Genomic DNA, 12,601 nt, shown 5'->3' with positions numbered 1-12,601 from the left:
TCAGGTCCGGCCGGCTGACTCCGGTAAAGTTGCGGCCATGACGGCGGGGTCCATGCAAGGCGACAGTGCGGAGGGTCTTCCTTTCGTCGGCCGGGCAGGGGTCTTTGAGGAGCTGCTGGAAGTTCTCCGCACGGTCCGTAAGGGCAAAGTAGGGGCAGTAGTGATCACGGGCCCGTCAGGTTCCGGGAAGACCGCCGTGCTGGAGCTCTTCCTTGAGCACTGCCGCACCGTGGCCCGTGGTGTCCGGGTGCTGTCCGCCATGGGCGACGAATGGGAGGCGCAGTTTCCGCTGGCCGGTTACTCCCAGCTCATGCTCACCTCGCCGCTGCGCTCGGCAAAGGATTACGACGGCGGCCCTGCGCTGCCCGCGGGCCCCGTTCCGGCTCTCACGGCTGCCCAGGTCGTGAATTACGCTTCCACCCTCAGCACCCACCTCGAAGCACTGCAGGCCCACGGCAGCGTAGTCGTCGCCATCGACGACGTCCACAAACTTGATGTTGAGAGCCTGCGCATCCTTACTTTCGTCATGCGCAGGCTGTACGGAAAAAGGGTTCTGTTCCTGCTCACCCTTAACCCCGATGACGCCCTGCGTGTTCCCAGCGGTGTGCTGGACTTCCTGACTGGCCACCAAGTCGCCAGTATTCCGCTGGATCCGTTAACCCCGCACCAGGTTCAGGACCTCGCGCGGAGGATGCTCGGCCTGGACCTCAGCGCGACGGCGGCACACGGCCTGGTCCAGCACACGCGAGGAATCGCTCAACCGATCGTCGAGCTGCTGCGTGAGCTGCCGGCGGAAACCTGGCAGACATGGTTTCCCTCGCTGCCTCCAACGTCCCGCGTCCGCGCCAGGGTTCGAAGCGTCCTGGCGGCATCGTCCCCGGGGCTGGTCGCTGTCGCGGAGGCAGCGTCAGTCCTTGGACGCGCCACAAGTTTGGCAGAGGTTTCCCGGGTCAGCGGAATGGAAGCCATCATGGAGGCACTCGATGAGGGGCACCGTGCCGGGCTGTTGGGGTTGCGTGTTGACCAGGCGCGATCCGCCCGTCGTTTTCTTTGAACCCGGCACCGGCGCCGCGATCTACGAACAGATCGCTCCCAGCCGGCGTATTGCGCTTCATCGGCTTGCCGCTGAGGCTGTGGAGCCCGAGGGTGAGCGGTCGGGCCACCGGGTGTCCGCCACACCCGGCGCGGACGAGGACCTGGCCGGGGAGCTTGAGCAATTTGCCCGAGACCAAGCCACCGTTGGAGCGTGGCAGGACGCATCAACAGCCTTGTTCTCCGCGTCCCGGCTTTCCCAGGACCTTCGTTCCCGGAACGACAGGCTCCTGAGGGCGGTGGATGCCCTGGTGGGTTCGGGCAACATTGCGCAGGCCCAGATGTGGACGGCGGCCGTGGACGCGCTGCCGGCCTCGCCGCTCCGCTCCTCCGTCCTGGGATACCTCTCCACCGCTTCGGGACAGAACGACAGCGCGCAGATGCAGTTGGAGATGGCGTGGCGCACCTCCAATCCGCAGCGTGATCCAGCGGCCGCAGCCCAGGTGGCGCAGCGCTTTGTCCTGCACGGTGTGGCCTCGTGGGACGGGCCAGCCATTACCACCTGGGCGGAACGGGCCATGGAACTTACTCAGCCGGGGACCCCGGCCCACATTGAGTCAGAGGCCATCTACGGCCTGGGCCTCTATGCACAGGGCCGGGTTTCCGCGGCGGAAGCCTCTTATCACCGGGCTTTCGAACATGCTTCCGAGAACGCCCAGAAACAACGGGTCCAAATGGGTGCGGGCTGGTTGGCCTTGCGCCTTGACAACGTTGAGACAGCGCTGGCGAACTTCGAGTCGGCGGCCCCTACTGAATACCGGGGCGGCTCGATGCGGATTTCGCTGTGGGCCGAGGCCTGGCTGGCCCGCACCCACCTGGTGCTCGGCAACTGGGATGCAGCAGCCGCCACTGTGGCACGCGCTTCCGTGCGCCTTGAGACTTCGCGCATGCCGCTGATCCGCCCGCTTCTTTATTGGACTGCAGCGGAGCTCTGGTCCATGCGGGGCGACTGGGACCGGGCCCGCTACTACGTGTCGCAGGCGGCTGTGCAGCCCGGAACGTACCGTGCCATGCAGGTGCCGGCCACCCTTGCCCGTGCGCGCTTCCACGAGGCGAGGGCGGATTATGAGGGGGCTTTGGCTGTCCTGCAGCCGCTGACGGAGCTGGACCCGTGGACCGAGAACCGGGTGTCCTTCTGGCCTTGGCAGGACACTTACGTCAACGCCCTGGTCATGACTGACCAGCTGGACGCCGCCGACTCGTTCCTCACGGCGTTCGAGCGCGTGCCGCGCGAGCGGGAAGTACCCTCGGATATGGCGCGGATGGCCTGGGCAAGGGGCAGGCTGGTGGCTGCCCAGGGAGACCCCGACACTGTCAGGGAGCATTTCGAGGCGTCCTTAGGACACCTCAGGGGGATCAACCGGCCATATCTGCGGGCCCGGGTCAGCTTCGCGTTCGGCCAAAGCATGCGAAGGGCGGGCAAACGGCGGCTGGCCTCGTCGGTCCTGCGGGCCGCCCGGGACCTCTACGACTCCCTGGGCGCGGCCACCTACGTTGAACGCTGCGACCGGGAGCTCAAGGCAACAGGGCTCGATGTCGGGAACCTGCCAGACCCTGCAGACCCCGTGTTGATGGCGGTCAGCGACCACCACCTCCAACTCACAGCACAGGAACGCGCCGTGGCCGAACTGGTAGCGGGCGGCGCCACCAACAAAGAAGCGGCCAGGACCCTGTTCCTCGCAGAAAAGACCGTGCAATACCACCTGACCCGGCTTTACCGGAAAATGGGAATCCGCTCCCGCAGCGAGCTCGCGGCCGTGTTCCGGGCCAAGGACTGACCCCGGAACACGGCCCGATCGGGAGGCCCCTAGCGCCGCTGGTTACTTGATGTCGGAGGGGTGCTTCGCAAGCGGGACCACGGAGATTTCCATGTAAGGGAACAGCGGCAGATTCTGCAGGATCTCGTGGAGTTCGTCGTTCGAATCGACGTCGAAGATCGAGTAGTTGGCGTATTCACCCACCACCCGCCAGATCTCCGGCCACTTGCCCGAGCGCTGCAGCTCCTGCGAGTAGGCCTTTTCCGTGGCCTTGATCTCTGCGGCTTCAGCTGCCGGAAGGTCTGCGGGCAGGTTTACGTCCATATGGACCAGGTACTTCATGAATGTCCTTTCGGTAGGGAGATTGCTAGCGGTCGGTGCGGTAGTGCGAGAGCTTTTCTTCATCAACTGCGGTGCCCACCCCAGGGCCCTCGGGAACACGGATGCGTCCGCCGGTGATGACCAAGGGCTGGGCCAGGAGGTCGTCGGCCATGTCGAGGTAGTTGGACAGTTCCGCTGCACGCTTGGCGGAATGGGCGAAGGCGGCGCCGAAAACCACCGAGGCCACCGTGCCCACCTGGGTGTCGATCTGGTTGCCGATGTAGACGTCAATGCCCATCCCCTCGGCCATGCCAACAATTTTCGCCGCCTCCGTGAAACCGGACCGGGCCGTCTTCACCGCCAGGAGGTTCGCGCCGCCGGTCAGGATTTCCCGTGCCGCCTCGCCCAGGTTGGCAGCAGATTCATCCGCGGCGATGGGGATGGGGGAGTTCGTCACGAGGCGACGTCGGCCGAGGACTTCGCGGGCGTCGTCGGGCTCCTCCAGGAACTGCAGCCCCAGCTCCGCCGTGCGGCGCAGCACTTCGGCTGCCTCATTGGCAGACCATCCGCGGTTTGCGTCCATGTACAGCTCAGCGTCCTCGCCGAGGCCTTCCCGGAGTACCCGTGCAGCTTCAATGTCGAGGCTGAGGGGACGGCGGCCGGTTTTGAGCTTGAATGTGTTGATGCCATAGGTCCCACGGAACTCCAGCGCCAAGGCGAGCAACTCCTGGGCAGGCTTGAAGCCGAGCATATGGGAGACCCTGAGCGAATCGGTGTAGCCGCCCAGCAGCTTTGTCACCGGCTGCCCGAGGGTCTTGCCGATGACGTCCCAAAGGGCGATGTCCACCGCGCCTTTGGCCGTCTGGTTGTGAATGGTCCGGTGCAGGACTGACTGGACCTTTTCGCGGTCAAAAATGTCGACGCCGACCAGCTGCGGAGCGAAAATGTCTTCCACCACTGCCACGATCGACTTCTGCGTCTCACCGTAGGTGTAGGGGCGCGGCGGGGTATCAGCGGTTCCCACCACGCCGTCGTCGGTCCGGAGCCTGATCAGCACGTGATCTGCCTCGTGGACGGAACCGGAGGCGAAATGCAGGGGATGAAGATAAGGGATCGAGTAGGGAATCGCCTCAATGGCTGCGATCTTCATATGCGTGAAAGCCTTTCATCAGTGGGCAACGGCACGGGGCCGTGGGCAGGGGCGGACACCGCAGGTCCCGCAGTTGCGGTGACGACGACGTCCAGAAAGTTTTTGAGCAGCGCCGAGTGGTGCCCGCGCATCCAGGCGACAGCGAGCTCCACCTCCGGGACGTTTTCAAGTTCGCGGTAGGCCACACCGTCAAGCTGGAAGGCCTGCACGCTGGACGGCATGACAGCCACCCCGCTCCCTGCGGCTACAAATGCCAGCATCGTCGAGGTCTCCCCAACCACCTGGCTGATGCGTGGTTGGAAACCGGCCTGGCGGCACAGATCTGCGGTGGTGCGGTAGAGCACCGACTCGGGCGGGTAGGCGATGAAGTCCTGGTCCTGCAGTTCGTGTATCGCCACGGGCTGATCCACGGCCAGTGCACTGAACGAGGGAAGCGCGACGACGAGCGGCTCTTGTGCCACAGTCCGGTAGTCGATGTCTTCCGCCGCGACCGGGGGCCGCAGCAAGGCGGCATCCAGAGTACCGTTCCGCAAGCCCGCTTCCATGGACGGCGTGAGCATTTCGCCGTGCAGGGCCAGGGACAGGCCAGGCAGGAGCTGTTTGGCAAGGCGGGCGACCTGAGGCATGACGCCATAGGTTGCCGAGCCCGAGAAGCCGACACGCAAAACTCCGGTTGCGCCCTTTCCCACCTGATAAACGTCGGCCTGGAGTGTCGCCACGTCATTGACAATCTGCCGTCCCCGGTCCAGCAGGAGTTGGCCCGCTGCCGTGAGGTCAACTCTGCGGGTGGTGCGGTTGAACAGCTGGACTCCAATCTGCTCTTCCAGTTGGCGGATCTGCTGCGAGAGAGGTGGTTGGGCCATATGAAGGCGCTTGGCCGCGCGGCCAAAATGCCGCTCCTCAGCAACCGCGATGAAGTAATTCAGTTGGCGGATGTCCAACGTAGGGCCGTCCTTCAGCTAACCGGCCCCGACGATTCTGCCTCAGGCGCGTGATTGATTCGAATAATAACCATAATAAGCCTGACTAGGCTATTCAGGTGACGCAATCACGCCTCGTAGGCTGCGGAGGGCTTACATGAGTACCTTTGAAGCGGTGCTTTCCTCTGCCCGTCCATCGGCGATCTCCTCGATTTTGTGCTCGGCCTCTTCCAGCTTCCTCTGGCGTGGTACCAGGACTGTGACCACAGCGCCGAAGAGTGCCACTGCCCCGTAGATGTAAAAAGCCGTGGATCCGCCGATGCCGGCAGCTGCCAGCCAACCGCCTATGATCGGGCCAAGAACCCCGCCCAGGCGACCCACGCTGGCGCACCATGCAACGCCGGCTGCCCGGGCGTTAGTGGTGAAGTAGTTCGACTGGAAACCGTAAATCAGTACCTGGGTGCCCAGTGTGCCCACGCCTGCAAGGGCAATGAAGGCGAAAAGCAGCGGCAACGGGAAGCTGAAGGTCATGAGTGCCAGGGAAATGGTCGCCAGCGCGAAGGTCGCGGCGATGACCCGCTGGGGTCCGCTCTTATCCGCCAGCCGGGACGCGAGCAATCCGCCCGCCACTGCCCCAAGGTTCAGGGCGAGAGGGAAGAAAAGGGAATATGTCCGCCCGTAGCCGTAGCCTTCCATGATTTTGGGGAGCCAGGTGTTGAGTCCGTATGTCAGCAAGAGGCCTGAGAAGGACATCAGGGCCAGCAGGACAGATGCAACGGCGAACTGTGGGGAAAAAACGGCTGCAAAGCCGGTCTTCTGCGGAGCGGCACCGACCTCCAGGATGACCCGCTCTTCGATGAGGGGGACACCGGTGCGTTGCGCGGCGGCCAGGGCCTCCTGTTCACGGCCCCGGGACAGCAGCCACCGCGGCGATTCCGGGAGCTTGAACCAGGCGATAGGCAGCAGGATGACCAGGGGGAGTGAGCCAAGAATGAACAGCCCGCGCCAGCCGATGCTGTTGAGGAACAGGATGCCCAGGATCGATGCCATGACACCGCCGGCCGGGACCCCGGAATACACAATCGCGTTGTAGAACTGCCGTCTTCCCGCGGGGGCGAATTCAGCCATCGTGGCGCCGGCCGTTGCGATTACGACTCCCAGGCCGAGCCCGGTGATAAACCGCAGGGCACCGAAGGCAGGGACGGTGGTGGCAAATGCTGTAACGAACATACCGACGGAGAACCAGGCGATGCCCAGCAGCATCAGACGCCGCCGGCCGAAAAAGTCACCGATGGCGCCGCAGATCAGTGAGCCCACAAGCACTCCGATGAGTGCCCAGGAGCCAAGAAGGCCGGCGGCGACAGCATCAAATGCGCCGATCTGGCCAGGGTCCGCCAGCAGCCCCGGAAGGACTGTGCCGTAAATGACGAGGTCGTACCCGTCAAACAGGAGGGCCGTGCAGATGATGAAGGCGACCCAGTTTGCCGTGCGCGCCTCCTTTTTCGGATTTTCGGCTATGACAGCATGCGGTTGTGACATGGTCTCCAAGTCCTTTCAGAGCGAAGTGGAGGCCTGCGGCACCGGGAGGATCCGAGGGGCCGTCCTCCGAGTGCCTCCAGCCTGACAGACGTGTGACGCAAGCCATATGAGGGGAATACCCGGCTTTCGGCCCGGGGGTCATTCATATGCTGGGGCTCTCAAACCGGCGGTTAGGGAAGTCGTGTCCGCAGATCGATCCCGTCTCAGTCCAGACGATTTGGGTATGGAACAGCGGTCCGCGAACAGTGGTTCGGGTTGCGGCTCGTAGGTAGGCTGACACCATGATCAACCCATCGCGCCTCCACTCGGATCTGTCCCGCCTCGGCAGGGAGACGGACATGTTGCTCGCCACCGTCGAGTCCCTTGCCGATGACGAAATGAGCGCTCCCTCGCTGTGTGAGGGGTGGACGCGGGCCGACATCATCGCGCACCTCGCCTCCAACGGCCACGCACTGGTAAGGCTCATCGACTGGGCAACCTCGGGCGAAGAACGTCCCCTTTACGCCTCAAGCGAGGTCCGCACCCAAGAGATCGCCGCCTTGGCAGCACTGCCACGGGAGGAGCTCATTGGCGAGCTGCGGACGTCCGCCCTGGACTTTGCAGAGCAGGCCCAGCGGCTCAACGGGGAACTCGTGGCCCAAGAGGTGCAAGTGGGCGGCAAGGCGGTCCCCGCCACATCCATTGTGGCCCTCCGCATAGCCGAGGTAGTGGTGCATCACCATGACCTCGCCACTGCCTGGACCATTGAGGAAGCCGACCCGGATTCGCTCCTGAATGCCCTTGAATCCGCAGTTCGGTCGCTGCGTGCCAAGGGGGCTCCGGGTATGACCCTGGTAACCGAAGAACGGGACGAGTGGGTGATCGGCGACGGCAGCCTGCGCGTGGCATCCGACCGCGAAGGCCTGCTACAGTGGCTGGCCCGCGGAGATGCCGAACATGTGGATGCTGACGGACCGCTCCCGGTTCTCCCGTCCTGGTGAACTGACAGGCTCCTCTGCCCCCTTTCCGTGGCGGACTTGGCGGCCTCTATATCTGGCTCCTGGCGAGGCCTAGACTGGTTTTTGCATCCAGCGTTGTATGCAAAGGAGAACGTCATGTCGGTCATGGAGCAGGTGCGTGAAGGAATGCACGTGGTAGCGCCGGACGGGAAGAAGCTCGGCAAGGTCGAGGACCTGAAGATGGGTGATCCTGAGGCCGTGACTTCGGATGGACAGGTCGACCCTAAGACAGGAGGCCTCGTCGGCACGGTGATCAACGAGTTCGCGGAGGCGTCCAAGCTGTCCCACCACACCGCGGAGAGGCTGCTGCGAATCGGCTACGTCAAAGTCGATAAGCCCGGGCTGTTCGCCGGCCACGCTTACCTGGCCTCGGATGAGCTCGACCGGGTAGAGGGCGACACTCTGTGGGTCAAGGAAGGCGTACACACCGACCGTTGAAACGGGGATACCCCGGGTTGCAGCAAGATGGACTGAATCTCAGCTGGCGGAGGCGTTGGAAGGGCGGGTCCAGGGCCCGGTGATCGCCAGCGTGAAGCCGGGGGACTGGATGTTGGCGAAGAGCCACTTTCCGTCCATGCTGAAAGCCGGGCCGCAGAACTCGGAGTCGTTGTACTCGTTCCTGGCCAGCGGGTAGGACATGCCCTCGCTTGTCACCCCGACCAGGTGGGTAGAGCCGCGACCATCCTCGGCTACGATCAGCCCGCCCTGCGGTGCCACCGTGATGTTGTCGGGGCCGTCAAAAGCTCCGTCCTGATCCGGTGCCGCGTTGACGCCGAAGATGGTGGTCAGCGTGATCGCGCCGGTACCGGGGTTGTAGTGCCAGACCTGGCCGTCGTGGTCGCTGACTGAACCATCAGCGGTGCGGGCGAAGCTCGAGACGAAGTACGCGCCGCCGTCGCCCCACCACTGGCCCTCCAGTTTGTGGGCTCGGGTGATCTCATCGCTGGAAAACTGCATTCGGACTGAGGTGGTGCGGGCGTCACGGTCCGGCACATCCACCCATTGAACCTTGTAACGGGTGCCCACCGACGTGGCCTCGGAGAGGTCTTTGACGTGGGTGGAGCCGTGGAAAGCCTTCATGGCCTGCAGCTTGCCGGCGACGTCGCCACCGCTCGCCTGCGCCAGGCTCCGCAGCGAGCCCTTACCGGGATTGAACCCTGAAGGCGGCGTCCAGCGGAGGTAGAGACCGTTGGGGTTGCCGGCGTCTTCGGTGAGGTAGATCTGGCTGGTGGCGGGGTCGACGGCGACCGCCTCGTGGGAGTAGCGGCCCAGGAACTTAAGCGGGATGGCGGAGCGGCCGACGTTGGCCTCGCGGCTGGTGGGGTCCACCTCGAAGACATAGCCGTGGTCCTTGGTGTTGGTGCCGGTCCCTGCCCGTGCTTCGGTTTCCTCGCAGGTGAGCCAGGTGCCCCAGGGTGAGATTCCGCCGGCGCAGTTGTTGTTGGTGCCGGCAACTGAGGTGTACTGTCCCACGCGGTTGCCATCGGCATCCACCACGATGGTGGACGTTCCTCCGGTTGCTCCGGGGTCATACGTGAGGCCCTCGACGACGGGAACCGGGAAGGGCTCGGTACCCCCGTTTTCGTGGTTGCAGACAAGCACGGAACCACCGTCGGGGCCCGCGAAAACGCCGATCCCGTCGGGGTCCGAGGGGTGAACTCCCTCAGCTGTGGCCGTCTCCCCGGAACGTGCCAGGATCCGGTAGGAGAACCCTCCGGGCAGCGCGAGGATGCCGTTGGGATCCGGAACCAGCGTCCCGTAACCGAGGGCGTTCCGCATCGCGGTGCTGGCGGGGCGCGCGAAGGGCGCGAGGCTGCCGGCCACTCCGAACACAAAGCCCAGGGCGGCTGCGCTGGCGCCGGCCCCAAGGACGTTGCGGCGCGAAGGGAGGGTGGACATTAAGCGTGCTCCTCAGTCCGAATCCATGAGTTCAAGCAATTTCTTGGCGGCATCGCGGATTTCGTCGTGCCCGTGTTGGCCGGCCCGGCTTTCCAGAGAAACAACAGCGCACCGGTGGACTTTTTTGAAGTCCCCGAACGGAAAACTGACACTGCCTTTTGTGCCGTCGGACTCGTCGCCGTCCCGGCCCAGATGCCATTGTGCAAATTCAGCGAAGCCGTGCTTTTCGATGAACGCATTCTCGTCGTCCGTAGAGGGCGCGTGCTCGCTCCAGTCATCGCGGACATCACGCTCAACTTTTCCGTTTTTTATCAGCTTGCGCGCGTGCGTCAGTGCTTTGTGGTTGAGTTTGACGGCCATGCTGCCTCCCCGGGGCCACAACGTGGTTTGCTTGCCTTCCCAGCGTAAACCCGGGCAGCACTGACGTAATCGGTCTGGTTCCCCACACTATTGCCTAAGTGGCTGCAGTATGCCCTAAACTGCTTCACTGAGGTGCTGAAATGGTGCCGCGCAGCAACGAAAGTGAACTACGCCATGGCAACCGATTACGACGCTCCACGCAAGACCGACGACGAGTCTTCCGCCGAGTCGCTGGAGGCTCTGCAGGCCTCCCGCGGTAGCAATGCCCAGACCGCGGTCATTGACGTCGAGGAGAACGACACCGCCGAGGGAATTGACCTGCCCGGTGCCGATCTTTCAGGCGAAGAGCTGACGGTGGTTGTTGTCCCCGAGCAGTCCGATGAGTTCACCTGCTCCTCCTGCTTCCTGGTCCGCCACCGGTCCCAGGTTGCACGCGAAAAAAACGGCATGAAGTACTGCATCGAGTGCGAAGGCTAACGCCTCCCGAAAGCCTGGTCCGGCGTCGTTATGATGCATAACGGCGGGGTGCAGATTCGGCATTAATCATGTTTCAACGGCCCCGAAGAATGCTGCTGAATTACGTCAGCGTGACCGGAAAATACCCCTCCTTAACGGTTCCGCGCCGAAGCGGCAACAGCCCTTAATAAGAGCGCTTGAAACTCCTACGCTGGAGCTACCAAATCACTCGAAGGGTGGCCCACAATGAAGAAGTTTCATACGTGGCTGGCGGTCATTTTGATGGCTGTCGGATTAGGGTTCGTGGCTCCGGGGCCCGCCTCGGCAACCACATCCTATTGCGGGCTCGTATGGGGATCCCAGGCCAAAACCGACAGGGACATGAGCGCCGCAACGGTCACCAACGTCAGGACGGGGCAGCACTACTGCTTCGACCGGATGGTGGTGGACCTCAACGGTTCAGTGGATGGCTACACGGTCCGGTATGTGCCGAAAGTTGTCCAGGACGGTTCGGGTTTCACTGTTCCGCTGCGGGGCAGCGCGTTCCTCCAGGTCACTGTGAACGCACCGGCCTATGACGATTCTGGACGGGGAACGTACGAGCCGAAAAACAGGGCTGAGGTAACCAACGTTTCGGGCTACCAGACCTTCCGGCAGGTGGCCTGGGCAGGCAGCTTTGAAGGCTACACCAGCCTCGGACTGGGCGTTCGCGCCCGGCTTCCGTTCCGGGTGTTCACCTTGGACGGGCCGGGCTCAGGATCCCGCCTGGTGGTGGATGTCGCGCACTTCTGGTGACAACCCGCTCGCTGACGGACGGCCGTTGAGATAGGAACAGGAACCAACAGCGGTGCCTGCCGGGAGATTTTTCCGGCAGGCACCGCTTTGCTCCGCCCGCGACGTGAGGCGGAGACGCTATTTGCGCAGCGCCGCGCGCAATTCCTTCCACGCTCCGGTTGACCACAGCGCCCACACCACCAGCACAGGCTGGAAGAACAGCCGCACCAGCCGGGCCCGGTCCGTGTTCAGGCCGAACCCGTCGGTCTGGGTGGCGTACTGGGAGATGTTCCCGGGAAAGATCAGGACGAAAAACGCCGCCGTGCACAGTCCCACAGGGACGCGGCGCTTGCGCAGGCCGATCAAGGCGGCACCGAGGCTGATCTCCGCGACCCCGGAGGCCAGGACCACGAAGTCCTTATCCAGGGGGAACCACGGGGGTACCTGCGCCTGGAATTCCTGCCGTGCAACGGTCAGGTGGCTGACTCCGGCAAAGATCAGCGAACCGCCCAACGCCACTGCGGCAATCAGCCGCGGCACCGAAACCTTCCCGGCGGGGCGGGTGAGGAGCTTGGTCAGCGTTGTCCTGGTGCTTGTCATTACTGAAAAGTAACATGCGATCCGACCCTGGCCTGGCCGAATTAGTAAGCTCACTGAGAAATCCGTTGCTCTCCCCATCCCTCGCGCACGTGGGGCTGATAGCGTCGGCAGTACTGGACCAATCGAGGAGGATTCATGAAAGCAACACCTACCCTGACCAACAATCTGCAGGCTGTTCTTGCTGATCTGATTGAGCTGCATATCCAAGGCAAGCAGGCCCATTGGAACATTGTGGGCACCAACTTCCGGGACCTTCACCTGCAGCTGGATGAAATCGTGGACGCTGCCCGGCAGTTTGCCGACGATATGGCAGAGCGAATGCGCGCCCTGCACGCGCTGCCGGATGGCCGCAGCTCCACCGTTGCCGAGTCCACCAGCCTGGCCAAGTTCCCCGAGGGCCTCATCAACACCAAGGACGCCATCGAGCGGATCGTTGCTGCCCTCGAAGCTGCGGTGGGAACCATGCGCAAGGTCCACGACGAGGTGGATGAAGAAGATCCCACCACCGCTGACCTGCTGCACGAATTCATCGCCAAGCTGGAGCAGTATGCCTGGATGGTTAATGCGGAGACCATGAAGGCCTCCGCCAGCGTCACTGCGCCGGACTCGAAGTAACTCACTGCGGTTCGGGGCCGCTGTCGGAACTCTTCGGAGCATGAGCTCAGAGAGTACGACGGCGGCACGGACTGCCGCCGAACGCGCACTTCCAGCGGTCCCGGCAGCGCCGTTATTTGC

At 63.6% G+C, this 12,601-nt stretch carries 14 protein-coding genes; 7 read left to right on the top strand and 7 right to left on the bottom strand.

Annotated elements, in window-relative coordinates; all coding sequences use genetic code 11:
• Window positions 1-37: 37 nt before the first annotated feature.
• A complete protein-coding gene (locus ACP7AX_RS02495) occupies window positions 38-1,054 on the top strand; it encodes an AAA family ATPase (RefSeq protein WP_426225272.1) in 1,017 nt (338 codons plus the stop codon).
• A complete protein-coding gene (locus tag ACP7AX_RS02490; protein ID WP_426225271.1) occupies window positions 1,020-2,870 on the top strand; it encodes a helix-turn-helix transcriptional regulator in 1,851 nt (616 codons plus the stop codon). The genes ACP7AX_RS02495 and ACP7AX_RS02490 overlap by 35 nt, the downstream gene beginning before the upstream one ends.
• Window positions 2,871-2,912: 42 nt before the next feature.
• On the opposite strand, the gene catC is transcribed toward ACP7AX_RS02490, so the two are convergent.
• The 4 genes from catC to ACP7AX_RS02470 form a co-directional block, all read right to left on the bottom strand.
• A complete protein-coding gene (gene catC / locus ACP7AX_RS02485; RefSeq protein WP_426225270.1) occupies window positions 2,913-3,191 on the bottom strand; it encodes a muconolactone Delta-isomerase in 279 nt (92 codons plus the stop codon).
• A gap of 25 nt (window positions 3,192-3,216) precedes the next feature.
• Window positions 3,217-4,320, bottom strand: coding sequence for a mandelate racemase/muconate lactonizing enzyme family protein (locus tag ACP7AX_RS02480; RefSeq protein ID WP_426225269.1), 1,104 nt, complete (start codon window positions 4,318-4,320; stop codon window positions 3,217-3,219).
• Window positions 4,317-5,261 (bottom strand): LysR substrate-binding domain-containing protein, encoded by a 945-nt coding sequence (locus ACP7AX_RS02475; protein WP_131682410.1) that lies wholly within the window; start codon window positions 5,259-5,261, stop codon window positions 4,317-4,319. The genes ACP7AX_RS02480 and ACP7AX_RS02475 overlap by 4 nt, the downstream gene beginning before the upstream one ends.
• A gap of 132 nt (window positions 5,262-5,393) precedes the next feature.
• Window positions 5,394-6,779, bottom strand: a complete 1,386-nt coding sequence (locus ACP7AX_RS02470) for an MFS transporter (protein ID WP_131682409.1) — start codon at window positions 6,777-6,779, stop codon at window positions 5,394-5,396.
• A gap of 281 nt (window positions 6,780-7,060) precedes the next feature.
• Here ACP7AX_RS02470 and ACP7AX_RS02465 point away from each other — a divergent pair, with 281 nt between their 5' ends.
• Together ACP7AX_RS02465 and ACP7AX_RS02460 are read left to right on the top strand one after the other, a co-directional pair.
• Entirely contained in the window at window positions 7,061-7,759 is a 699-nt protein-coding gene (locus ACP7AX_RS02465) for a maleylpyruvate isomerase family mycothiol-dependent enzyme (protein ID WP_426225268.1), read from the top strand.
• 114 nt (window positions 7,760-7,873) lie between these two features.
• Entirely contained in the window at window positions 7,874-8,215 is a 342-nt protein-coding gene (locus ACP7AX_RS02460; protein WP_131682407.1) for a hypothetical protein, read from the top strand.
• A gap of 39 nt (window positions 8,216-8,254) precedes the next feature.
• On the opposite strand, the gene ACP7AX_RS02455 is transcribed toward ACP7AX_RS02460, so the two are convergent.
• Together ACP7AX_RS02455 and ACP7AX_RS02450 are read right to left on the bottom strand one after the other, a co-directional pair.
• The gene (locus tag ACP7AX_RS02455) at window positions 8,255-9,676 is read right to left on the bottom strand and encodes an alkaline phosphatase PhoX (RefSeq protein ID WP_426225267.1); all 1,422 of its coding nucleotides are present in this window, start codon (window positions 9,674-9,676) and stop codon (window positions 8,255-8,257) included.
• Between the two features lie 12 nt (window positions 9,677-9,688).
• On the bottom strand, window positions 9,689-10,036 hold the full coding sequence (locus ACP7AX_RS02450) for a hypothetical protein (RefSeq protein ID WP_426225266.1): 348 nt from the start codon (window positions 10,034-10,036) through the stop codon (window positions 9,689-9,691).
• A 174-nt stretch (window positions 10,037-10,210) separates the two neighbouring features.
• Between ACP7AX_RS02450 and ACP7AX_RS02445 the strand changes: the two genes are divergently transcribed.
• Together ACP7AX_RS02445 and ACP7AX_RS02440 are read left to right on the top strand one after the other, a co-directional pair.
• Window positions 10,211-10,513 (top strand): DUF4193 domain-containing protein, encoded by a 303-nt coding sequence (locus ACP7AX_RS02445; protein ID WP_108597886.1) that lies wholly within the window; start codon window positions 10,211-10,213, stop codon window positions 10,511-10,513.
• Between the two features lie 225 nt (window positions 10,514-10,738).
• Window positions 10,739-11,287 (top strand): AMIN-like domain-containing (lipo)protein, encoded by a 549-nt coding sequence (locus ACP7AX_RS02440; RefSeq protein ID WP_426225265.1) that lies wholly within the window; start codon window positions 10,739-10,741, stop codon window positions 11,285-11,287.
• A 117-nt stretch (window positions 11,288-11,404) separates the two neighbouring features.
• Here the strand turns inward: ACP7AX_RS02440 and ACP7AX_RS02435 are convergent, their stop codons facing one another.
• On the bottom strand, window positions 11,405-11,866 hold the full coding sequence (locus ACP7AX_RS02435; protein WP_426225264.1) for a DoxX family protein: 462 nt from the start codon (window positions 11,864-11,866) through the stop codon (window positions 11,405-11,407).
• A gap of 135 nt (window positions 11,867-12,001) precedes the next feature.
• Between ACP7AX_RS02435 and ACP7AX_RS02430 the strand changes: the two genes are divergently transcribed.
• Window positions 12,002-12,481: a ferritin-like domain-containing protein gene (locus ACP7AX_RS02430; RefSeq protein WP_131682402.1), complete on the top strand. Its 480-nt coding sequence runs from the start codon at window positions 12,002-12,004 to the stop codon at window positions 12,479-12,481.
• Window positions 12,482-12,601 lie beyond the last annotated feature (120 nt).

The organism is Pseudarthrobacter sp. DSP2-3-2b1 (assembly GCF_049895945.1).
In the GTDB taxonomy this organism is placed as follows: Bacteria; Actinomycetota; Actinomycetes; order Actinomycetales; family Micrococcaceae; genus Arthrobacter.
The sequence above is the reverse complement of the archived record's forward strand: the minus strand, read 5'-3'. Positions and strand labels throughout refer to the sequence as shown.

Coding starts and splice junctions, on each gene's coding strand:
- ACP7AX_RS02455 (WP_426225267.1), bottom strand. CDS start 9,676: ATGTCCACCCTCCCTTCGCGCCGCAACGTCCTTGGGGCCGGCGCCAGC.
- ACP7AX_RS02470 (WP_131682409.1), bottom strand. CDS start 6,779: ATGTCACAACCGCATGCTGTCATAGCCGAAAATCCGAAAAAGGAGGCG.
- ACP7AX_RS02480 (WP_426225269.1), bottom strand. CDS start 4,320: ATGAAGATCGCAGCCATTGAGGCGATTCCCTACTCGATCCCTTATCTT.
- catC (WP_426225270.1), bottom strand. CDS start 3,191: ATGAAGTACCTGGTCCATATGGACGTAAACCTGCCCGCAGACCTTCCG.
- ACP7AX_RS02465 (WP_426225268.1), top strand. CDS start 7,061: ATGATCAACCCATCGCGCCTCCACTCGGATCTGTCCCGCCTCGGCAGG.
- ACP7AX_RS02440 (WP_426225265.1), top strand. CDS start 10,739: ATGAAGAAGTTTCATACGTGGCTGGCGGTCATTTTGATGGCTGTCGGA.
- ACP7AX_RS02495 (WP_426225272.1), top strand. CDS start 38: ATGACGGCGGGGTCCATGCAAGGCGACAGTGCGGAGGGTCTTCCTTTC.
- ACP7AX_RS02435 (WP_426225264.1), bottom strand. CDS start 11,866: ATGACAAGCACCAGGACAACGCTGACCAAGCTCCTCACCCGCCCCGCC.
- ACP7AX_RS02460 (WP_131682407.1), top strand. CDS start 7,874: ATGTCGGTCATGGAGCAGGTGCGTGAAGGAATGCACGTGGTAGCGCCG.
- ACP7AX_RS02450 (WP_426225266.1), bottom strand. CDS start 10,036: ATGGCCGTCAAACTCAACCACAAAGCACTGACGCACGCGCGCAAGCTG.
- ACP7AX_RS02430 (WP_131682402.1), top strand. CDS start 12,002: ATGAAAGCAACACCTACCCTGACCAACAATCTGCAGGCTGTTCTTGCT.
- ACP7AX_RS02445 (WP_108597886.1), top strand. CDS start 10,211: ATGGCAACCGATTACGACGCTCCACGCAAGACCGACGACGAGTCTTCC.